This window comes from Metabacillus sp. GQ13 (assembly GCF_059758525.1).
Genome location: NZ_JCAXET010000004.1, coordinates 166,147 through 186,287, shown reverse-complemented (window position 1 = coordinate 186,287; position 20,141 = coordinate 166,147). Strand labels below are relative to the sequence as shown.

The following is a 20,141-nucleotide window of genomic DNA, read 5'->3' as shown; positions in this document are numbered from 1 at the left end:
GACTTTATTTATGAAAGAAGTTAAATAAATGTTAGATAACACAGATATGCATATCTTGAAGGAACTAACTAAGAACAGTAGGATTACAATGAAAGAATTGCGTGAAAAAGTCCATTTTATTGGACCGGCTACTTCAGCTAGAGTGGAAAAATTAGAGGGAAATGGGATTATTGAGGGGTATACCATTAAAGTAAATCAAGTAAAAATGGGGTATATTGTTCACGCAATTATACATATTTATACGAAAAGCACGAATGATCAACCTTATCTGTCGTTTATAAAAGAACATGTTCAATTCGTCATAAACAACTACAAAGTCAGTGGAGAAAGATGTTACCTTCTCGAATGCAAATTCCCAGGCAATGAAATATTAGATGAATTCTTGACAGGTTTGAGCAATTTGGTGAACTATAAATTATCCATTGTGATTAACAAATAGTATCAATAAACATGCGATATTGTGAAGGAATACAGTTAAACAAACGGAGGCATTAATCCAAGAAGGAACGATGGCTTTTAAGTTGATGTTACTTATTGAATGTAGTGTATTGTTTAGAGGAAATCAAAGTTCGTCACTCAAAGAAAAATCCCTTTTTAATAGAATTAGAAAAGTTTCTAATTATTCAAGAAAAGCCTTCGTTACTTCCTTAAGTTCGAGTTTACATCAGTTATCCTTTCAACCTTAATTGCAACTAGTTCTTTGTGGTAATAATTTTAAAAGCTACTTATGGTCTTTTCACCTTAAAAATCATAAAGAAAACCTTAAAGGCTTAGAGCCATTCAAGGTAACTTGTAGTGTTTCTACTCTATTTCAATTCCATCATAAGCACCCCCAACTCATAGTATAAATAAAGCTATCCGTTACATATCTAATGCGCAGTAATTGTCTACTACGTAATTAAGGTTTTACTCAATAAACTTGACCGAATGCTGCAATATGAGTTATTGAGTTTTCATGAGTGGGTACTTGGATTATACAAGTATGTTTTTTCTTAAATTACCTCTCTATATCTCCTTACCCCCAGCAAATTTTCCAATCTATTAATTCAATATTACTATAAATACTTAAGCTGTTTACTTTTTCACATCATAAACATTTCCATTATTTGGCCCAAATAATATCTATTATTCTACCGATAACCAAGTATTTTGATAAACATTTTTCAACCAGGAGGTGAATAATATGGCAACTGTCTATCAAGAAAAGCAAAGTAAGCATCTTTTCCACCATCAAAAGGAATCGAGTTATGTTCAATCACTTTCAGTTAATATAAACATCACTGTACCTGCAGACAGCGTAATTATATCTAGAGTTGAGCTACAAGAATTGAAAAAACTTCAGTTAACAGGCATCTACTGGTCTATGAAAGATCTCGAAAAACGAGTGAATAGTAAAAGCGAATGGATCAAAGAAAATATCCTTTATCAAACACGTTTCAAGAAAGTACTAGATGCGGAGAACGGTGGATTTGTATTCTATCCAAAAAGCAAAGGACAAACATGGTCATTTCAAGCATCAAAAATGGCAAAGTTCTTAGATGTAAACTTTGATCGGATTTTTGCATAAAAACTACTAACATATGGTAATACCAAGCACACCCTCTATACCGTGCTTGGTTAAACCCCAGACAATAAGAAAGGTGACATCATAGAATGGCAAGTATACAAAAACGGGGTAAAACCTATCAATTCACTGTAAGTCATATGGTGAACGGAGCATCGAAGCTGAATAGAAAAGGTGGATTCAAAACCAAAAAGGAAGCACAAATTGCAGCAGCAGAAATTGAGGCGAATTTAGCAAAAGGTATTTTACCACATTGAAGCAAATGCCTTTTGATGAATATTTTGAAAAATGGATGACACTCTATAAATCTAATTTAACAAAAACCACCAAACTCCATTACGATTATACGTCTAGAGTGATTAAAGAATATTTTGGCGGAAAACCACTCCAGGAAATCAAACGCCATGATTACCAGCTTTTTTTAAATAACTTTGGAGCTGATAAGGCTAAAGAAACTGTTGAAAAAGTGAATATCCATATTCGATCATGCGTTCAGGATGCGATTGAAGAGCAAATTATCCTGCATGATTTCACAAGAAAAGCCGTATTAACCTGGAGCAATCCTGCGAAGAAGCCAGAAGAAAAGCATTTAAATTATTTTGAAACTAAAAGATTACTAGAAGTGATATATAGCTTGTTAGGTGAAGGACTAGGTTATTATTTAATTCTAGTAGGATTGACTTCTGGTGCGAGGTTTGGAGAGTTAGTGGGATTGACGAGAAAGGATTTTGACTTTAAAAACAACACAATAATCGTTAACAAAACATGGGGTTGTGCCAAAAGACATCCTGAAGGGTTCGGTCCGACGAAAAATGAAGCATCCATCCGTACAATCATACTAGATTAAAAGACAATGAACTCATTTAGAAGACTTTTCGAGAAAGTAACACCTAATCTTTATGGATTAGTCTTTTATAGCCCAGAGTCCAAATACAGAGTAATTAGCAACACCAAAGCCAAGAAGCTCCTACAAAAAAAAACCTTACAAGAACTTGGTATCGATTCAATTACCATGCATGGCTTAAGACACACTCATGCAAGTGTCCTATTATATAGGAAAGTTGATATTAATTACGTAAGCGAGCGTTTGGGACATAGCACTATCGAAACGACTTATAAGCACTATTCTCACGTGCTTAAAGAACTACGGGAGGAAGAGGAGAAACTGACGATTAAAAAACTTTTGAGAATATGTGGGTTCAGAGACTATCTCTGAGCTTACATATATCACAATTCATAGAACCACTCTTTGTTGAAAAAATCATTTTATTGCATAGTATGGTTGTACTATGCAACAAACGATGTTTAATATATCAATGTTTCTTTGGAAAAGGTCTGGTTGTTGAAACATTCTGATAAAAAAATCACTATTGAGCATTTTTATTTTAATAGAGTTTTTTAATACATTTTGTTATCTCCATTTTTCTTCATGATAAATGGTGAATTCTGACTAACTCCTCCCCCTCCTAGAGTAATAAGTAAGTATTATAGTCGGGAAAACACTTTAACATAGGAAACCTTAGATTTCAGTACACTCCCTTATCTAAATGCATAGGATAATTTCACAAAGAATTGTGAAGGGATTGAGAAGAATGTACCATGTTCCTTATGTTTATCCGTACCAAAATCCATACTATTTTGGTCCAAAGTATAATTATGAAAGACACTATGTTCCATGGACTACTCCTAATGTTATAGGGTCTGTAAACAGATCTGATTTAGGCTCTTTCAACAATCATGCAGGAATTTCTTTAACAGATTATGGAACAAAACCATTTGTTGTTAATATCAATGAAGTCACGAAGAAAAACAATACGTACCGTACTGCTTTATGGACGGGACTACATTTACAAGTTACTTTAATGAGTATCGATGTTGGTCAAGACATTGGTTTAGAAATGCATCCTAACGTTGATCAATTCTTACGCATTGAACAGGGTCAGGGAATTGTTCAAATGGGAAACAGTAAATATAATTTAAACTTTAAAAAGAATGTCTATGATGATTCTGCAATAATGATTCCTGCTGGTACATGGCACAATCTAACCAATACAGGCAATGTTCCACTTAAACTTTACTCGATATATGCTCCTCCAAATCATCCATTTGGTACTGTTCATGTTACTAAAGCAGAGGCATTGGCTGCAGAGGAAGGCCATGTTCAAAGCCCTGGACGGTAAAATGATATTTAGAGGATATTAAAAGAGGTTTAATTGCTTCTCCCACGGTTTGTTAATTTATCCAAAATAGGGAAACCCTTTGACCGAGTCTCCCTTTAATTTCAATTAAACTTCTTAACTAAGAATATCCAACCAAATCTTAATTGAAGTACCCAAAATTAACAGTGCTAATATCCTTTGCAGGAGTTTTGTATTTACTTTCTGCCCCATTTTTGCTCCCAATGGAGAAGCAATTAAACTCGCTATAACCATGATAAATGCTGGTAGAAATTCTACCTGCCCAGTTGATATTTTTCCAACTGTAGCACCAATTGATGAGATGAATGTAATGGCTAATGAGGATGCAATCGTCACACGTGTTGGTAACTTTAAAATAACTAACATAATTGGGACCAATAGAAAGGCCCCTGCTGCCCCAACGATACCTGCCCCTATACCTACAATAAAGGCAAATAATGCTGCCAACCATTTATTGAATGTAACTTGATCAGGTGGTATATCCTCTCTTCCTTTTTTCGGTAGGAACATCATAATGGCTGCAAGTAATGCTAAAATACCATAAACAAGGTTTATGATTTCTCCAGACATCATCCGCGAACCATAACTTCCTATAAAACTACCAATTAAAATACTTACTCCCATAAAGGTGATAAGTGTCTTATTTAAATATCCACCTTTACGGTAAGCCCATACCCCACCAAGCGTTGCAAAAAACACTTGTACCGCACTGATTCCTGAAACTTCATGTGCACTAAACGCTGCTAATCCAAATAATGGAGGGATATAGAGTAACATTGGATATTTTATGATTGATCCACCTATACCAACCATACCGGATATATATGAACCAATGAAACCTATCAGAAAGATAGTTATGATAAATAGTAAATCCATTTCGTTTTACCTCCTATACTATAAAAGGGAACCCTATTGGTCCCCTTCATTATTTTTTAGCCTTTTTTAATCCAGAACTTTAGTACACCATTATCTTCTGAATCTTTTAGCAACTCATGACCACCTGACTTTGCCCATGCAGCAAGATCACTTTTTGCCCCTTTATCTGTTGCATGAATTTCTAAAACTTCCCCTGCTTCTAATTCATTGATTGCCTTTTTAGTTTTTACAATCGGCATTGGACATGCTAGATTTTTTGCGTCTAATACTTTTGTTACGTTCATCTTAAAATTCCTCCTAATAAATTTAGTTTATTTGTACTCTCAAAAACTATATAAGTTAAGGTAATAGGGATAATAAAAGTCTAACTATACCCTTACTTTCAGAAATTTCTTTTTTATCGAACAGCACAACGGTTTGGACCAATTTCCATCTCACGTTGTTTTTCATCATCTGGACTGATTTTCCCCATGTTCGTTTCACGGATTTCTTGGTAAGCATTTGGTTGTGGCGGTAAATTTTCCGTTACTAATTTTCTAAACTCGTTTTCGTCTTCAATGTTTAACCCATGGTTTTGAGTAAATAGAGTACCTAATTTTGCAGAAACACTACCGTCTTCATTTAATTCGTCAATTATCATAAAATGGGCTGGAAGAACAACAAGTTCCTCTGATAATTCTCTATAACGTGTGTAAAGACTCTCTCGTAAATCGGCTACCCAATCTTCTGCCATACCTGCTAAATCTGGTCTACCGATAGAATCAATGAATAAAATATCACCTGAAAGTAAGAACTTTTCATCGACAACAACAGACGTTGAACCAATCGTGTGACCTGGAGAATATAAAGCATGAATATTGATAGTTGTGCTACCAATGGATACATCAGTACCACCTTCTAATGGTTGATACTCAAATGTAACATCTGTTGCATCTTTTGGCGGTAACCAGTACGTTCCATTTGTTTTTTCGGCTATTACTCTACCACCTGAAATGTGATCCGCATGTAAATGTGTATCAAATACATGTGTTATCCTTGCACCAATCCTTTCAGCAAACTCAGTATAAATATCTGTCATTCTTGTAGCATCAATAATGGCAGCCTCACCATTTGAAACGACCATGTAAGATAGACAACCTTTTCCAATACGAACAAATTGATAAATTTCTCCACCGTCTTTTAAGTCCCCTACTTTAATAGGCTCTAAGTGTTCGCTCCATGCCTTCATACCACCTTTTAGATAGGCAACATTCAACCCCTCTTCAGAAAGCATGTCAGCAACCATGACAGATGAACCCTCTTTGGCACAAACAACTAGAATTTCTTTGTCTAATGGAAGTTGATCCAAGATACCCTCCACACCATCTAATAAATCGAAATAAGGTACATTTAAATAATCAAAGTTTGATCCTTCAATTTTCCAATCACTAAAAGCATCTTCATTTCGAACATCTAAAATAAATACCTCTTGGTTAATTACTTTCTGTGTTATTTCTTTTGCAGTCATTTCTCTTATACTCATCCAAATACCCCCAGTGGTATAATTTTAGTTAAAAAAATATTAGATAATAATTTATAGTTATAATGTTAATGTTACATCAGCATCTTTCGCAAACTCAAGGAACGTTACGGCTCCCCCAACCTCAATACCATCTATAAACGCATCTTTTTCTAATCCCATAACATCCATTGTCATCTGACATCCAATGAACGTTACACCCATTTCTTTAGCCATATCCACTAATTCTGGAATAGAAGGAACATTTGCTTTTGTAAAGCCTTCTACAAACTGTTCTTTTCCCTCTGGCATTGGTAGTTGTCGATACCCTTCTTTATGAATCAGATTCAATCCTTCAAAGGTAAAGAAAATGGCCACTTCTTGACCTGTAGCTGCAGCAGCCGTCGCAATGTTGAATCCTTTATACGCATCAAACAATCCGCCATTACTTGCATAATCGCTACTTTTTTTGTCATCTAAGATTCCTCCTAATACATTTTAAGTTATTTTAGTAAACTCATTAGAGTATTCGAATCAAATCCTAACACCCATTTCCCGTTCACTTCCGTTTGTGGAACTCCCAGTTGACCCGTTGTTGCCACTAATTTATTTGCAGCAGCAAGGTTTTTCTGTACATTCACTTCATTAAATAGAATATTGATATCCTTTAAGAAATTCTTCATCATATCACAGTAAGGACAAGTTGAAGTCGTATAAACGGTAACACTGTTTTTCATTTCATACTTCTCCTCCTTTTAAACAACTAATCTATTACTTTTTCAGTTTGACCTACCCATTTACTCATACCTGGAACAACATTTATTACTTTTGTAAATCCTTTTTCCGTTAGTTTTTGTGCTGCTAAATCACTACGATTACCAGTTCTACATACGATATAAATTGGAGTTTCAGGATTTAATTCGTTTAATCGATTCTCCAACTCACCAAGTGGAATTGATTTTGCCTTTGGAATGTGACTAAATACGTATTCGGCATGTTCCCTAACATCTAGCACAATCAATTCTTCATTGGATGAAAGTTTTTGATCTAACTCATCGTTGCTTACGACATGAGGATGCTTCTTTTCTAACTTTTCTTCTTCACTTGCTTTACGAAGATAATGCTTTAATACATCGCCTTCTTCGAGTGTTCCCAAATAATGATGTCCTGAACTTTCTGACCATGCTTTAATATCTGCCTTAGACCCTTTATCCGTTGCTTGAACTTCTATGACTTGCCCAGCCTCTAGGTTATTCATGGCTTTTTTCGTCTTTACAATCGGCATTGGACATGCTAGATTTTTTGCATCTAAAATAACATCTGTTTTTATCATTTCCATGTTATACAACCCCCAAATTTTAATTACCCACCAGGGTATATTTTCATCTAAAAAATTTTATTCGATTTGCCCTTCCCATGCCAGCATTCCACCTGTCATGTTAATCACATTGAAACCGTGACTTTCGAGAAATATTGATGCTTGTGCACTTCTTCCTCCTGAACGACACACCATAATATATTCTTCTGATTTATCTAATTCATGCATACGAAATTCCAATAATCCTAGTGGAATATTTACTGCACCAGGAATTTTCCCTTGTGCTACCTCTTCTACTTCACGCACATCAATCACATTCAACTCTTCACCAAGTAAATCTTGAACTTGTGTTGTTGTATATTTTCTCATTGTTTATACCCCCTATCCTCTCCAGGTGCTTACGCCACCTTTTACATTCGTAATTTGTTTAAATCCTTGTTTTTTTAATACTTTACTTGCTTTCTTGCTTCTCATACCACTTTGGCAAATAACGACAACTTCTTTATCCTTTTTCAAAGTGCTTGCCTTTTGTGAGAGTTGATGTAACGGAATATTTTTAAAGCCTGGAATATGGTATTGACCAAATTCACCTTGTGTACGTACATCAACAAATTGAAACCCCTTCTCTTTCAATAAACCTTTTAATTGAGTTGTATTGACCTGTTTTACACCCTTCACAGGCATAAAACGTAGGGAAATAAAAAGTATAACTAAAGAAATAATCAGCGTATCAGCACTAAAGATATTCAAGGAATGACCTCCTGTTCTAATAGCTACTAGATAAATAAGTTTACATTTCCTTCTTCTGCGTCACCAATGTATGCAGCAACTCCAGCGTAATCAAGCCCATCAATTAACTCTTCTTTTTGTAATCCAAGTAGATCCATTGTCATTGTACATGCAATCAACTTCACATCTTGTTCTTGTGCCATTTCTATTAGTTGTGGAAGTGGCATAGCATTATGCTTTTTCATCACATGCTTAATCATTTTAGGTCCCATTCCTGCAAAGTTCATGTTAGAAAGCCCCATATTATCAGCACCACGAGGCATCATTTTGCCGAACATTTTTTCTAGGAATCCTTTTTTTACTGCTACTTGTGCGTCTTTTCTAAGAGCGTTTAATCCCCAGAATGTATGAAAAATGGTTACCTCATGATCGTAAGCCGCTGCTCCATTTGCAATAATATAGGCTGCCATTGCTTTATCATAATCTCCGCTAAATAGAACAATCGTTGTTTTCTTTTTCTCTGACATTCTAATTCCTCCTCGATTTAATACCACATAGGGTATGTTTGTGTTTAAAAAAATTTAATCTTTCTAAAGTTGGAAGATAAATACATCGTTCTCTTGTTTACAGTCAAGTAATTCATGTCCAGTTGATTTTGCCCAAGCAGTTAAGTCACTCTTAGCACCTTTATCTGTTGTATGAACTTCTAGGCCTTGACCTGTTTCAATTTCATTTATGGCCTTCTTTGTTTTAACAATAGGCATTGGACATGCTAGATTTTTTGCGTGTCTAAAACTTTGGCTACGTTCATTTATATTTCCTCCTCAATTTTCGTTTTTACCAATACCCGTATGGGTATATGATATTCTAAATAAAAAAGGATGTCAACCCTTTGTTATCTGCTTTTTACAAGCATGTTAACAGCCTCTTTTACCAACTCATCGCTGCTTTCCCCATTTTCTTCTGCTTTTCTAACACATTCTATTAAATTGGCACTCACTAAAACACCAATTGTACGATCAATTGCTGTTCTACTAGCAGACAATTGGGTAATGATGTCCTTGCAATCTTTGTCCTCTTCCATCATTCTCAAAATGCCTCTGATTTGACCTTCAATGCGTTTTAAACGATTCTTTGTCTTAACATCATATTCCATAGTGGCACCTCCATATTAGATAAAGATTTCCTGATTCAAATAAAGTAATGAACCTAGGTTTTTGTGATTCGATAAATCGATTATATACCCACCTGGGTATATTGTCAACTTGTTTAGATTATTTTATTTCTAGTCCACTCACACATAAATTCTCTATACCTTTTCGCTTTAACTTATACCTCTCATTACAAACTTCTTGAGAAAGTAACGAGTAACTGACTGCTTTGAACCCTTTTTTCGTAAAATTCGAGTTCCAACGTTTTTTTCCAGAGCATTTGAACATATAAGTGTACTGTTTCATATGGAATTTCATTATAAAATCTATTCAAATAAGCAACTGGAATGTTAATTGCTTATTTCATTTGGTGTTTATAAGCAACGTTGTAATCCTTAATATCTAATATAACCTTATAACTTTCCTTATTTATATCACTTATATCAAAATAGGACATACATAGAACAGGAACGTATCTTTTATAAATACCTATTAAGATAGGCATACATAATAAAATAAAAACAAGATTCATCAATACACTTTCACTCTCCTTAGCACCCAGGAGCAACTAACCATTAATATTATATACCCCCTATGGTATATCGTCAACAGAACGAGATATAAACTGTTTTACATCTCCTTCTTCTATTTTTTCATACAATACTTTTGTCGATGCACTCTACTACGTATTAAGGAGTGACAATATTCTTATCTCATTTTGATCGTTACTTTAAGTGCATTTCTTCACAACTTATATTATACTTTAAATAAATTCTTTGTAAGTGTTCTTCACAAACAAGCCTGATTACACATAAAAAACTAGCTAATTTTTTATAAGAGAATCGTTGTCTGAAAAATGTTTTTAAAAATCAAAAAACACTCATTAACGTTGATTTATCAACATTTATGAGTGTTTTATCATTTCTAATATAAACTCGTTTTTTTCTAAAGATACCGGTGTTCGGGGTCGAACTGACATCTCTAAAAAGCCACTCTTCACATTACTAAAAATTAGGATTTTTATCATTCCCACGAACAATTTCATTTAAAATTGTAGTACATTATTTACTTACACTTAATAACATATTTCACTATTCTCGCCATGAGTACAATAGTTAAAGACCTTGAGTTATATAAACCTCAGTTAAAAGGATCGTATTACTCTCTTTTTACTGAGGTTCGTGTCCACTAATTGGTGAACCAGTTGAAGTATGTTCATTTATCCAAGCAAGAGATTCCTTCGAAACTGCAGACCAATTAGGGATTTGGTTGCTATGTTGCTCTACCCAACTCATACAATATTGTGGGTCTATGCTATTTTCCGTGCACTGCGATAGGAAAGACTGAATGTTTTCCTCAGTACTGTTTTCCCATGTACCACACGTTTTGTTCCATATGAGTTCCATTTTCTGTTTGATATTGTTTTCCAAATTTAATTCCTCCTTGCTTTTATTTTGACAAATTAAGTTTGTCCAAGAAAAAGGAATTTACCCACTATAATTCGAATCAATTTGTTCTTTAAGGAGAAATAAAGTATCTTTATTATTTGCTTATAAGTAAATTCTTTATTACTATTTTCGAAAAATAAATGAAAACTCCCATCATTTTTTAGACGGGAGTTTTCTCGTTCTTATTTAAACTTACCTTCAATTATCGATTCTTTTAACGCTCTACGGATTGATGGTTGCTCGCGAGTTTGAAAGTTTTCTGGCAATGCGTCCTTTTCTCCTTGGTATCCAATGGCTATAACTACTTGCACATCATAGTTATCTGGGATATGTAACACTTCACGTGCTTTTTCTCTTTGGAATCCACCCATTGCATGAGTGATTAATCCTTCTCTATTAGCTTGTAAAGATAAGTAACCCCAAGCCGTACCAGCGTCAAATGTATGTACTGGATCTTCTTGATCTGAGATGAGGACGGCTAATACTGGAGCTTTTTCACACCATAGACGATTCCCATCATTGATAAAGGAATGAAATTGTTCCCGGTCTTCTTTCGTTCGAGCAATAATGAACCGCCACGGTTGCAAATTATTCGCGGAAGGTGCCCAACGTGCAGCTTCAAATACTCGCATTAGTACCTCTTCTGGCACTTCTTTTTCTAGATAAGAACGTGGAGACCAGCGATTTAAATAAACTTGATCAATGTCATGGTCGGCTTGACGAAATTGCTTTATTTCTAGTTCACTCATTAGTATCCATCCTCATACATTATTTTCCTTCAATAACAGTTTACGTATTATGATCGTTCGAATCAAATAAAACGAACTCTGTTTTTCAATAATGGCTTCGGTTTTCGAGTACAAAACATTAAATAACATCCAATTATCAGTCCAAATCTCGTCATACCTGAAACGCTATTATTTGTGTTGATTTGACAGGATTATTAGATAAAGCCAAGGTAAATAATGAACAGAATTCGCACTATTTTTAGCGGATTGACATAAGACGTCATTTGAACTCATAAGTTAATATTCTTTCCACTAACGATGATAAATGTTCATTCTCTGTGGTGCAGCGACTATCTTTCTGCTGCATGGATGGCTAGCGTGACAGGTTTAATAAAGAACAACTGATAGTAGATGGAGGTTAATGGTGGCAACCTTTTTTCTTTTATCACTATTTTTAGTGTATAGGAACTTCTAATTGGAATATCATGTTAAATTTATATTATTAACTATCATTCTTCCGAGCTGTTTGTTTAAAAAAATCTCCAAATAAGAGTTGATTTTCGGATAAACATTTATTTACAATTGATTGTTTTGCACCTGTATTTTGGATTTATCAAGTAACTAAGGGGTGTTTATTTATGGTTATTAATAAGAATAAAAATGCACGTTTCATTGGAAACCCACTATTCATTTTAGATGTCGAGATTTTTGACCTCACTGACCTGGCCGCTGAGGTGACCTTATGACAGGAATGGAAAAGCAACATATTTCACAATTGATGAGGAAACGTAGACTTTGGGGTTTTGGTGCTGCTATTGCAGTAACACCTTATTTGTTAATCAAGATCGCCTGGACTTTCGGTCTCTTCATGCCAACTGAACAAATGGGCGATCCAAGTTGGCGCACTGCAAACGCCGTTACCATGGTTCTTGCTGCGGTTGGTATTCTGTTAGCGTTAGCGTTCAGTATGCCATGGGGTGAGCGGCTGCCCGCTTGGTTGGTCGCTTTGCCCGTCTGGGTTGGTACTGGGTTACTTATTCCAATGCTGCTACTTGCACCGGTGCTTGGTCCTGCTGCTATGATACGCGATCAGCAGGCGGGAGCTACCAACGTTTGGGTCTATGAGCAGATCTTCGTCATGGTTTCACTTATTGGGGTCGGCATCTGCCTACCTTTAGCATTAGCGGGATACGCTCAGTCACGTTGGCCAGAAGCATTTTCCGGTCCGATCGACGACATCGACTTACTTCCTGGAAACAGCCAGAAGCTGCAAATCACCTTAGCTAGGCTTGTCTCGGCTGGTTGTATTCTGCTAGGATTTATTAAGGTGTTCTGGGCAGCAGGTGGAACTTTTGGCATCAATCCGTCCATGTTAGATGACCGCGATGTATGGTGGCACCTATTAAGTTTAAGTACCGGGGTTTGGGCTTTCGCGGGAGCGTGGGGGTTATTGGTATTGACCACCCGCCGTGGATCGAAGAGGTTTCTGCCTCCTATGGCTGCAGCATGGATTTCCTCAGGAATGCTGTTCTCTTATAACCTTTTTAACCTCTTATCCGCCACTCGGCCAGATGCACAGCCTGCCCCAGAGTACCCAATTGCACAAGTGTTGACCAACGAGGCAGGTAGCGTCTTGGGAGTTATGATGGCAATGGTTATCCTGATGGTGTTGCATGACCGCAAAAAAGTGATGCGCAAAGAGGTGTGAGAAGAATTCGTTTGGGTACAACGCCTAAGAAGCCGGCGGTTGAACACTCATACATTAGGAATTCTTTTTACATGGTCATCTTTCTAAAAACGAACTAAAAAAGACTCCATCATTGGAATCGTTTATAGGTAGCTAATTTAGTTTCCCATTGATAATAACAATCCTCTGTGACACAGATTATAGTCACAGAGGAAGTTACTCGCACTTTTATAAAGACAACCACGTACATCTAAGATGTCATTCATCTTCTTCTGATAATCCAGCATTAATTTAAAGCCTTTTCGATTTCTCTATCTACTATAATCTGTTTTCAACCAATCTACTGGACCCATATTTACTTTGTTTGCCCCTGCATATTTTGTAAGTGTTGCCACTACACTTTTTAACGGAAGTACATGATAAGTATAAGGTAGCTCCTCATTATACTTATATTCAAAGGTAAATGGATCAGTTGGTGGATTTGATTTACTCATATCTTCACTTCCCACAATATGAGAAGACCATGCCCAATTTCCTATCGTTGATTTGTCATACCAAGTAAATCCTTTTGTAAATAAATTTTCACCATTATTGTCCCAGCTACTTCCTGTATACGTTCCATATTTATTCGTAATTTGGGAGTTTACAATTAAATTATTGTTATAAGCGCTTTGAAATAGCTTAGCCCAAGCTTCATCCATGTTCTTGGTATCTTCCCCTTGAATCTCAGCACCTGTTATTGGCTCGTTAATATCATTGAATACACAAGAGTCTGCTGCAATAGAAGCCCCATTTCTTGCATTCAGTGCTCGTGACAGTTGATCGGTTCCGAATTCAGAAATAGCGCTTACATTTTCCAAAACATCATAATGAGTTGAGTTGTCTAGATAACAGTTGTATACATGACCACTACCTTGACGGATCATCGGAATTCTTTGCCCAATATTGGTATAACGGTTATAGGCAAGGGTTAACCGGATTCTTTGATTGCCATCTTTTATCTCCGTTCCATTACTAGACACATAATTCACATAGTCTTTGTCTCCAGAACCAGTTAAATGTACCTTGCTGTGATAGGCTGCATAGGCCATGATCTGCTCTTTGGTCGCACCGCCATTGCGCATGTTATAGTAGACACTCTCAGAATTCAGTTCATTTGAAGCATATTTTTCTTCCATATATTGAATCGATTGATAAATATCACTATCTTCTGTCGGATTCTCATTTGCAGGTAATCCGAAATCTGACCAGGAAATGGTAATATTTGTGCCACCATTCTCAGTATCAATTAATCCATCCGCTGCAATCGAAAATTTACTATGGTCTATCCATACATTATTTGCACCATTTACCTTTATAAATGTCCAGCCTACTTCCTTATGTTTTCCAGTATCATCCCATTGCCACATTCCATCAAAATTCAGATTCCTAATGACAATATCATTAGTTGATCTTTGTAATTTCATTTCTACATGCCTAATTGTTTTTCCTTTTTTCGAAAAAATAGTTAACCCATCAACATCAGCTATACTTAATTGTGAAACACCGGAGGCAGCTAACGTTGGATTTGTATATCCGTTCATAGGATCCCGATATTTTGTTATAAAATTATACTTTTTAGCTTCTTCTGAACTTAGATTTAATTCTTTCCACCCTAAGTTTATATCTCTTGCTATTTCAATTACTTTCACATGACCATTTCTAGCATCCAAAATTGCCTGCAAAAACTCTCTTTCATTTTTAACCTTACGATAATAAGAGGTATCGATGTACCTGCTTCGGTCATTAACCCCTAATGACGCATAACCGGTTACTGACAGAAAACTATTGTCATAGTCCTTCATATCTCTTGTTGTGTTTGGTATAGAATCAATAGCTGCCGCCTTTGTTAGTTTACTATCACCTAATAAGAACAATGAAGAAAGAAATGTTAGAACCAATAACCAGATGATTGCCTTGTTAACTTTCATACTATTCCTCCTAGGATAGAATCAGATAAGCGTTTTAAATAAAGTGTATCTACTTTTGTTCATTAAATACCTTACTACCAGCATTACCGCCTTCTTTTTCCCGGTTTTTAACTACCGCAGCAAAGCCGTATTCAACCAATTGACCAAGAATGTTACGATTCAAAGCTCTAATATGCCTTCGTAACATCCGTTTCTAGCTGATTCTCCAATTTCTTTGGAATTTATTTACCAACAAAAATTGAGACTCTACCCTCCCACTTATCCTTAGAATTCATTCTTATCAACTAATTTGTCATCATCAACGAAACGATGAAAACGGTTACTTTTTCCCATCGACCACCCCTTTACAACGTAGTAATGTATCCTCTTGATGTCTTATCCTACTATAATCGTCCGTTTTGAGTTTTGTATATACGGATTAGCTCGTTTAGAGTGTTATGACACTTTTCATTCCAAAAACTGATTTAATGATTATTGGTTTTATATGAGATTTGTGTTTATTGTTGGTCAGCTTTCGTTTTGGTTAACTCGAACTGCGTTATGAAGATGATGTTTAATTGCATTGCCAAGTTTTTATTAATAAAGAGGGTTTATTTAGTAAAGACAAAGGAATTTAATCAAACTTTTCTTGGTAAGGGTGCTTTTGTTTACTAAGCCAATATATAGAAAAATGCTCAGAGCTTTAAAGCTCTGAGCATTTTTGAATACCCAAGTGTGTTAATTTGATTGCTAATTCTATTGTTCTACAAATTGACATTTTGTACTTCAAAACCGAACCGTTAGTTTTCAAAGAGGATTTTTATTACCTTACTGATATACCATGTCAGTTAAGTTTTCTTGTCAATTTTATCAATTATGACTTTAGCTGCTTCTACTGCGCCGCCGGAATTTCGGAAGTTTTTAGATAGGTTCTGTGCATTTTCTAGATAAGTCCGTTCCTTTAGTACACCCTCTACTGTTTTCTTCAGATGTTTCGGTTTGTTACCTTTTAGTTTTATTCCAGCTCCAAGTTCAGCAACTCGGTTAGCGACTACTCTTTGTTCGCTGTGTAATGGAAATAATACCATCGGAACTCCAGCATACAGACTTTCACTCACACTATTCATTCCGCAATGTGTAAGAAATACATCTGCATTCTGCAATATCGCTATCTGGTCTACATAGTTTTTCACTGTAATATGATCTGGGATTTGACCAAGTGAGGCAATGTTCGTTTTTTCACCAACCGACATCACAATCTCATAGCTACTGTCTGCAAATGCTTTGATACAATCTTGGTAAAAATTCTGATTCTGATTGAGTATTGTTCCTAAAGAAATGTAGATTAATTTTCGATTTCCTTTTTCTTCGATTACTTGAGGAGATTGTTGGATTGATGGACCAACAAAGGCATATTTGTTGGAAAACGTTTCAGCCATCGGTTGGAATTCCTTCGACGTGAATACAATGGTATCTGTTTCATTATCATTTTGAAGAACTGATTTAAAACGATCTACATCATACCCATGTGATCGTAGTAGCTGCATTTTTTTGTTTATTCTCGGCATCCCAGTTATCATTCTAACGATTTCTTTTATACTGGGCTTCATCAGTTTTGCCGTATATTGATTAAATGCCAGTGTTGTCGTTGAACAGATATATGGGATTGCTAATTTCTTAGCGAATAACATTCCCCAAAAACAGATGGAATCAGACACGATGCAATCTGGTTGACATTCAGTTAATTCCGTACACACTTTTTCATCTAATGAAATGGTTGTATCGACAACCATTTCGATCAATGCGGCAAAATCTTTCCCTACTTTGCGATCCATTTCTTGTTGAGAAATCGGCGGTAGAAACTCATCACAAGAAATGAAGGTGGCTCCGACAGCTTCTATTTTCTCTTTAAATTCCAAAAAGGAGTAGTACCATACTTCATGCCCACTGCTTACTAGCTCGGAAATCACTGGAATGGTCGGATTTGTATGGCCATGTGCAGGGATAGAGAAGAATACAATTTTACTCATTCTGATTCCTCTTCTACCGACTCGGCACTACGAATCATATCAGCAAATTCGAGAAAACCATCCGTTTTTAAAATAGCAATCCCTTTTGTCACATCTTCACCTAAAACAACCAGCTTATCACCTGCATGAATCTGATACATGTCCCGAGCTTGTTTTGGAATGACAATCTGCCCCCGCTCGCCCACCTTCACAACACCGAAGAACTGTTTCCCCTTTGGGCCAAGGTGCTCTACCTCTTCTTCGCTCATATCACCAGATAATTGATCCAATGTTACTTGAAAGATATCGGCTAGCATTTTACATTTATCGATATCAGGCAACGCTTCCTCGTTTTCCCACTTTGCTACGGTCTGACGTGATACGTTAACCTTCTCAGCTACTATTTCTTGACTCAATTTGTTCTTTTTACGTAAAACACGAATATTCATACCGATCATATCTTCATCTCCTTATAAGATTAACTATATATAAGGATTTAGGTAAAGTCTATCAACAGAATGAAGCATTTTATGTTAATAATTGTGGCATAGTGTTAAACTTTCCCCCAACTTGTAGCAATGTTAAGAATTAACGAGGTTTCGTTTCATATGGCAGACAACACTCTTTCCAAGTCATTTTCATGCAGTTTTCCAATTTTAAATAAACCTGCTCATGACCATTCCTAATGTAAGGTAGGAACATTCGAGATCAGCCTTTTGTCATATGTTTCTCTCAGTCTATTTATATCTTCTCTTGGTGGAAAGCCGAACATACGGGAATATTCACGGCTGAATTGTGACGGACTTTCATACCCTACTCTAAATGCGACGTCTGCGGCATCTGCTGACTCTGCTAACAACAAACGTCTAGCTTCCTGTAGTCTTAGTTGTTTTTGGAACTGAATAGGACTCATTGCGGTGATTACTTTAAAATGCCTATGGAGCGTTGAAACACTCATATTTGCCATTTCTGCAAGCTCCTCAATTCGTAAGGAGCTTGCAAAGTTATCCCTGATATGATCGATAACGCCTCTGATTCGATAGGTATGACTACCTTCTATTGCCATTTGGTCCAGTGTTCCGCCATGTGGTCCTTGCAAAATCTTATAGAGTATTTCCTTTGTGAAAATTGGAGCAAGGACAGCGATATCTTTTGAATGCTCTAGCAAACTGGCTAATCTAACGACTGCATCTAATAGAGATGAATCTACTTGGCTAACGAACATCGCTCGAGTTGGATTTTTTTTCGGTTCAATTCGTATGTCAGAATCACTTATAACCTCTAAGATTTGGCTTGGTGTAAATACTAGTTTAAGAGATAAATAGGGTGCTCCTGACGAAGCTTTGATCACCTGCCCCGTTACAGGCAAATCAAGGGATGCGACAAGGTAATGACTAGGTCCGTATGTAAAACTCTCCTGTGCCAACAAAAGCTCTTTCTCCCCTTGAACAATGATGCAAAAGGAAGGGTTGTAAACTCGATAAACTGGCTCGGTCACATTCGATTCGTGGATTAAATACAATGATGGAATCGCAGTCGTGTGGACACCGTCACTACCTGTATAACGTGTAATCAGCTTGCCGAGCTCATTTTGTTATTCGTCTATTCTCTCAGACATTTGGTCTTCTCCTTATTTCCTTCAACTTTGTTAATCTCATTATAATCCATATTCTTCAATTGATTAAGTGTAATGAGAGAATTAGGCAATCATTTGATAAGAATGGGATAACGGTTTCTCGTTGATTTAGATCATAATTGAATAAATAGTTATTTTTATTGAGTATGAACTATTTGTGCACAAGGAAAATAAATAGTTGAAAGCGAGGAATCTCAAATGGAATATGTGAAACTTGGAAATACTGGTATCGATGTTTCCCGACTTTGTCTTGGCTGTATGGGCTTTGGTGATGCGAAGCGCTGGGTTCATCCATGGGTACTTGATGAGGAAAGCACTCGTCCGATCATAAAAAAAGCACTTGAGCTAGGGATTAATTTTTTTGATACAGCGAATGTGTATTCAGATGGAACGAGTGAGGAATTTGTTGGACGAGCATTAAAGGATTTTGCTAATCGTGACGAAATCGTCCTCGCGACAAAGGTTTATTTCCCTATGCAAGATGGACCAAATGGTGCTGGGCTTTCCCGAAAAGCGATTATGAGTGAAATTGACAAAAGTCTTAAGCGATTGGGAACTGATTATGTCGACCTATATCAAATCCATCGCTGGGATTACAATACGCCAATTGAAGAAACGATGGAAGCCTTACATGATGTTGTAAAGGCTGGGAATGTAAGATACATTGGTGCTTCCGCGATGCACTCTTGGCAATTCCTTAAGGCATTACAGGTAGCTGAGAAAAATGGTTGGACTCGGTTTGTATCAATGCAAAATCATTTAAATCTTATCTATCGTGAAGAAGAAAGAGAAATGCTCCCGCTTTGTAAGGAAGAAAAAATCGGTGTCATCCCTTATAGCCCACTTGCTTCAGGGAGATTAACTCGTGATTGGTCGGAAACAACACATCGTTCCGAAACGGACCAAGTACAAAAATCTAAAAATGATACCACTGCCGATGCAGATCGCGTAATCGTAGAACGGGTCGCGGAAATCGCTGAAAAGTACGATGTGCCCCGTGTTCAAGTCGCACTTGCCTGGTTGCTACAAAAAAATCCGGTAACCGCTCCTATTATTGGCGCACAGAAAATATCTCATTTAGAAAACGCGGTTGCTTCACTTTCTATTACTTTGACACCTGAAGAGGTTACCTATCTAGAAGAGCCGAATGTACCACATAAAATCGTTGGTTTTAATTAATCTCATTATTTATCAAGACCTGAATCAAAAAAAGGTTTACAAATTAAAGGACTGCACATATTAGTCATGTGCAGTCTGCAAACTTCTATAACACCTCATTGATGAAAAAGGTCCTGGTAAATCATGATTTTTTATTTTACTAAAGGGTCTGATTAGTTTAACAGAACCTAA

At 36.3% G+C, this 20,141-nt stretch carries 23 protein-coding genes and 2 pseudogenes; 8 read left to right on the top strand and 17 right to left on the bottom strand.

Going from position 1 to position 20,141, the window contains the following annotated elements; translation table 11 throughout:
• Positions 1-28 precede the first annotated feature (28 nt).
• The 6 genes from AC6CHR_RS06290 to AC6CHR_RS06265 all read left to right on the top strand — a co-directional run bounded on the left by AC6CHR_RS06290 (position 29) and on the right by AC6CHR_RS06265 (position 3,744).
• Positions 29-439 (top strand): Lrp/AsnC family transcriptional regulator, encoded by a 411-nt coding sequence (locus tag AC6CHR_RS06290; RefSeq protein WP_498247686.1) that lies wholly within the window; start codon positions 29-31, stop codon positions 437-439.
• 744 nt (positions 440-1,183) lie between these two features.
• Positions 1,184-1,567 (top strand): DUF771 domain-containing protein, encoded by a 384-nt coding sequence (locus AC6CHR_RS06285; RefSeq protein ID WP_498247684.1) that lies wholly within the window; start codon positions 1,184-1,186, stop codon positions 1,565-1,567.
• 86 nt (positions 1,568-1,653) lie between these two features.
• Positions 1,654-1,821 carry an Arm DNA-binding domain-containing protein gene (locus AC6CHR_RS06280; protein ID WP_498247682.1) on the top strand — a complete coding sequence of 56 codons (168 nt, stop codon included), beginning with the start codon at positions 1,654-1,656 and terminating at the stop codon, positions 1,819-1,821.
• Between the two features lie 5 nt (positions 1,822-1,826).
• The gene (locus AC6CHR_RS06275; RefSeq protein ID WP_498247839.1) at positions 1,827-2,411 is read left to right on the top strand and encodes a tyrosine-type recombinase/integrase; all 585 of its coding nucleotides are present in this window, start codon (positions 1,827-1,829) and stop codon (positions 2,409-2,411) included.
• A 6-nt stretch (positions 2,412-2,417) separates the two neighbouring features.
• Entirely contained in the window at positions 2,418-2,780 is a 363-nt protein-coding gene (locus AC6CHR_RS06270; RefSeq protein WP_498247680.1) for a tyrosine-type recombinase/integrase, read from the top strand.
• 376 nt (positions 2,781-3,156) lie between these two features.
• Positions 3,157-3,744, top strand: a complete 588-nt coding sequence (locus AC6CHR_RS06265) for a cupin domain-containing protein (RefSeq protein WP_498247838.1) — start codon at positions 3,157-3,159, stop codon at positions 3,742-3,744.
• A gap of 114 nt (positions 3,745-3,858) precedes the next feature.
• On the opposite strand, the gene AC6CHR_RS06260 is transcribed toward AC6CHR_RS06265, so the two are convergent.
• The 13 genes and pseudogenes from AC6CHR_RS06260 to AC6CHR_RS06200 all read right to left on the bottom strand — a co-directional run bounded on the left by AC6CHR_RS06260 (position 3,859) and on the right by AC6CHR_RS06200 (position 11,531).
• Positions 3,859-4,638: a sulfite exporter TauE/SafE family protein gene (locus AC6CHR_RS06260; RefSeq protein WP_498247678.1), complete on the bottom strand. Its 780-nt coding sequence runs from the start codon at positions 4,636-4,638 to the stop codon at positions 3,859-3,861.
• Positions 4,639-4,694: 56 nt separating this feature from the next.
• A complete protein-coding gene (locus tag AC6CHR_RS06255; RefSeq protein ID WP_498247676.1) occupies positions 4,695-4,922 on the bottom strand; it encodes a sulfurtransferase TusA family protein in 228 nt (75 codons plus the stop codon).
• A gap of 113 nt (positions 4,923-5,035) precedes the next feature.
• A complete protein-coding gene (locus AC6CHR_RS06250; RefSeq protein ID WP_498247674.1) occupies positions 5,036-6,160 on the bottom strand; it encodes an MBL fold metallo-hydrolase in 1,125 nt (374 codons plus the stop codon).
• 57 nt (positions 6,161-6,217) lie between these two features.
• A pseudogene (locus tag AC6CHR_RS06245) lies at positions 6,218-6,612 on the bottom strand (DsrE/DsrF/DrsH-like family protein).
• A 27-nt stretch (positions 6,613-6,639) separates the two neighbouring features.
• Positions 6,640-6,873, bottom strand: coding sequence for a glutaredoxin family protein (locus tag AC6CHR_RS06240; protein ID WP_498247672.1), 234 nt, complete (start codon positions 6,871-6,873; stop codon positions 6,640-6,642).
• Positions 6,874-6,899: 26 nt separating this feature from the next.
• On the bottom strand, positions 6,900-7,475 hold the full coding sequence (locus AC6CHR_RS06235; protein ID WP_498247670.1) for a sulfurtransferase TusA family protein: 576 nt from the start codon (positions 7,473-7,475) through the stop codon (positions 6,900-6,902).
• A 57-nt stretch (positions 7,476-7,532) separates the two neighbouring features.
• Positions 7,533-7,823, bottom strand: a complete 291-nt coding sequence (locus tag AC6CHR_RS06230; RefSeq protein ID WP_498247669.1) for a rhodanese-like domain-containing protein — start codon at positions 7,821-7,823, stop codon at positions 7,533-7,535.
• 12 nt (positions 7,824-7,835) lie between these two features.
• Positions 7,836-8,138 (bottom strand): rhodanese-like domain-containing protein, encoded by a 303-nt coding sequence (locus tag AC6CHR_RS06225; RefSeq protein ID WP_498247837.1) that lies wholly within the window; start codon positions 8,136-8,138, stop codon positions 7,836-7,838.
• A gap of 92 nt (positions 8,139-8,230) precedes the next feature.
• Complete coding sequence (locus AC6CHR_RS06220; RefSeq protein WP_498247667.1) at positions 8,231-8,710, bottom strand: DsrE/DsrF/DrsH-like family protein; 480 nt, start codon at positions 8,708-8,710, stop codon at positions 8,231-8,233.
• Between the two features lie 63 nt (positions 8,711-8,773).
• Positions 8,774-8,994 (bottom strand): annotated as a pseudogene (locus AC6CHR_RS06215) (sulfurtransferase TusA family protein).
• 84 nt (positions 8,995-9,078) lie between these two features.
• Complete coding sequence (locus AC6CHR_RS06210) at positions 9,079-9,339, bottom strand: metal-sensitive transcriptional regulator (RefSeq protein ID WP_498247665.1); 261 nt, start codon at positions 9,337-9,339, stop codon at positions 9,079-9,081.
• A gap of 1,164 nt (positions 9,340-10,503) precedes the next feature.
• Positions 10,504-10,764: a hypothetical protein gene (locus AC6CHR_RS06205; protein WP_498247664.1), complete on the bottom strand. Its 261-nt coding sequence runs from the start codon at positions 10,762-10,764 to the stop codon at positions 10,504-10,506.
• 200 nt (positions 10,765-10,964) lie between these two features.
• Complete coding sequence (locus AC6CHR_RS06200) at positions 10,965-11,531, bottom strand: nitroreductase family protein (protein ID WP_498247663.1); 567 nt, start codon at positions 11,529-11,531, stop codon at positions 10,965-10,967.
• Positions 11,532-12,252: 721 nt separating this feature from the next.
• Here AC6CHR_RS06200 and AC6CHR_RS06195 point away from each other — a divergent pair.
• Entirely contained in the window at positions 12,253-13,218 is a 966-nt protein-coding gene (locus AC6CHR_RS06195) for a hypothetical protein (RefSeq protein ID WP_498247662.1), read from the top strand.
• A 290-nt stretch (positions 13,219-13,508) separates the two neighbouring features.
• Here the strand turns inward: AC6CHR_RS06195 and AC6CHR_RS06190 are convergent, their stop codons facing one another.
• The 4 genes from AC6CHR_RS06190 to AC6CHR_RS06175 all read right to left on the bottom strand — a co-directional run bounded on the left by AC6CHR_RS06190 (position 13,509) and on the right by AC6CHR_RS06175 (position 18,731).
• Positions 13,509-15,167: a pectate lyase family protein gene (locus AC6CHR_RS06190; RefSeq protein WP_498247661.1), complete on the bottom strand. Its 1,659-nt coding sequence runs from the start codon at positions 15,165-15,167 to the stop codon at positions 13,509-13,511.
• Between the two features lie 827 nt (positions 15,168-15,994).
• Positions 15,995-17,176, bottom strand: a complete 1,182-nt coding sequence (locus AC6CHR_RS06185; RefSeq protein ID WP_498247660.1) for a macrolide family glycosyltransferase — start codon at positions 17,174-17,176, stop codon at positions 15,995-15,997.
• A complete protein-coding gene (locus AC6CHR_RS06180) occupies positions 17,173-17,613 on the bottom strand; it encodes a helix-turn-helix domain-containing protein (protein WP_498247659.1) in 441 nt (146 codons plus the stop codon). Before AC6CHR_RS06180 ends, AC6CHR_RS06185 begins: the two co-directional genes overlap by 4 nt.
• 224 nt (positions 17,614-17,837) lie before the next feature.
• Complete coding sequence (locus AC6CHR_RS06175; RefSeq protein ID WP_498247836.1) at positions 17,838-18,731, bottom strand: AraC family transcriptional regulator; 894 nt, start codon at positions 18,729-18,731, stop codon at positions 17,838-17,840.
• 258 nt (positions 18,732-18,989) lie between these two features.
• On the opposite strand from AC6CHR_RS06175, the gene AC6CHR_RS06170 reads away from it, so the two are divergent.
• On the top strand, positions 18,990-19,970 hold the full coding sequence (locus AC6CHR_RS06170) for an aldo/keto reductase (RefSeq protein WP_498247658.1): 981 nt from the start codon (positions 18,990-18,992) through the stop codon (positions 19,968-19,970).
• Positions 19,971-20,141: the final 171 nt, after the last annotated feature.

What these genes read in the sequence shown, in the direction of transcription:
- AC6CHR_RS06290 (WP_498247686.1), top strand. Translation starts at nt 29, where the DNA reads ATGTTAGATAACACAGATATGCATATCTTGAAGGAACTAACTAAGAAC.
- AC6CHR_RS06285 (WP_498247684.1), top strand. Translation starts at nt 1,184, where the DNA reads ATGGCAACTGTCTATCAAGAAAAGCAAAGTAAGCATCTTTTCCACCAT.
- AC6CHR_RS06280 (WP_498247682.1), top strand. Translation starts at nt 1,654, where the DNA reads ATGGCAAGTATACAAAAACGGGGTAAAACCTATCAATTCACTGTAAGT.
- AC6CHR_RS06275 (WP_498247839.1), top strand. Translation starts at nt 1,827, where the DNA reads ATGCCTTTTGATGAATATTTTGAAAAATGGATGACACTCTATAAATCT.
- AC6CHR_RS06270 (WP_498247680.1), top strand. Translation starts at nt 2,418, where the DNA reads ATGAACTCATTTAGAAGACTTTTCGAGAAAGTAACACCTAATCTTTAT.
- AC6CHR_RS06265 (WP_498247838.1), top strand. Translation starts at nt 3,157, where the DNA reads ATGTACCATGTTCCTTATGTTTATCCGTACCAAAATCCATACTATTTT.
- AC6CHR_RS06260 (WP_498247678.1), bottom strand. Translation starts at nt 4,638, where the DNA reads ATGGATTTACTATTTATCATAACTATCTTTCTGATAGGTTTCATTGGT.
- AC6CHR_RS06255 (WP_498247676.1), bottom strand. Translation starts at nt 4,922, where the DNA reads ATGAACGTAACAAAAGTATTAGACGCAAAAAATCTAGCATGTCCAATG.
- AC6CHR_RS06250 (WP_498247674.1), bottom strand. Translation starts at nt 6,160, where the DNA reads ATGAGTATAAGAGAAATGACTGCAAAAGAAATAACACAGAAAGTAATT.
- AC6CHR_RS06240 (WP_498247672.1), bottom strand. Translation starts at nt 6,873, where the DNA reads ATGAAAAACAGTGTTACCGTTTATACGACTTCAACTTGTCCTTACTGT.
- AC6CHR_RS06235 (WP_498247670.1), bottom strand. Translation starts at nt 7,475, where the DNA reads ATGGAAATGATAAAAACAGATGTTATTTTAGATGCAAAAAATCTAGCA.
- AC6CHR_RS06230 (WP_498247669.1), bottom strand. Translation starts at nt 7,823, where the DNA reads ATGAGAAAATATACAACAACACAAGTTCAAGATTTACTTGGTGAAGAG.
- AC6CHR_RS06225 (WP_498247837.1), bottom strand. Translation starts at nt 8,138, where the DNA reads ATGCCTGTGAAGGGTGTAAAACAGGTCAATACAACTCAATTAAAAGGT.
- AC6CHR_RS06220 (WP_498247667.1), bottom strand. Translation starts at nt 8,710, where the DNA reads ATGTCAGAGAAAAAGAAAACAACGATTGTTCTATTTAGCGGAGATTAT.
- AC6CHR_RS06210 (WP_498247665.1), bottom strand. Translation starts at nt 9,339, where the DNA reads ATGGAATATGATGTTAAGACAAAGAATCGTTTAAAACGCATTGAAGGT.
- AC6CHR_RS06200 (WP_498247663.1), bottom strand. Translation starts at nt 11,531, where the DNA reads ATGAGTGAACTAGAAATAAAGCAATTTCGTCAAGCCGACCATGACATT.
- AC6CHR_RS06195 (WP_498247662.1), top strand. Translation starts at nt 12,253, where the DNA reads ATGACAGGAATGGAAAAGCAACATATTTCACAATTGATGAGGAAACGT.
- AC6CHR_RS06190 (WP_498247661.1), bottom strand. Translation starts at nt 15,167, where the DNA reads ATGAAAGTTAACAAGGCAATCATCTGGTTATTGGTTCTAACATTTCTT.
- AC6CHR_RS06185 (WP_498247660.1), bottom strand. Translation starts at nt 17,176, where the DNA reads ATGAGTAAAATTGTATTCTTCTCTATCCCTGCACATGGCCATACAAAT.
- AC6CHR_RS06180 (WP_498247659.1), bottom strand. Translation starts at nt 17,613, where the DNA reads ATGATCGGTATGAATATTCGTGTTTTACGTAAAAAGAACAAATTGAGT.
- AC6CHR_RS06170 (WP_498247658.1), top strand. Translation starts at nt 18,990, where the DNA reads ATGGAATATGTGAAACTTGGAAATACTGGTATCGATGTTTCCCGACTT.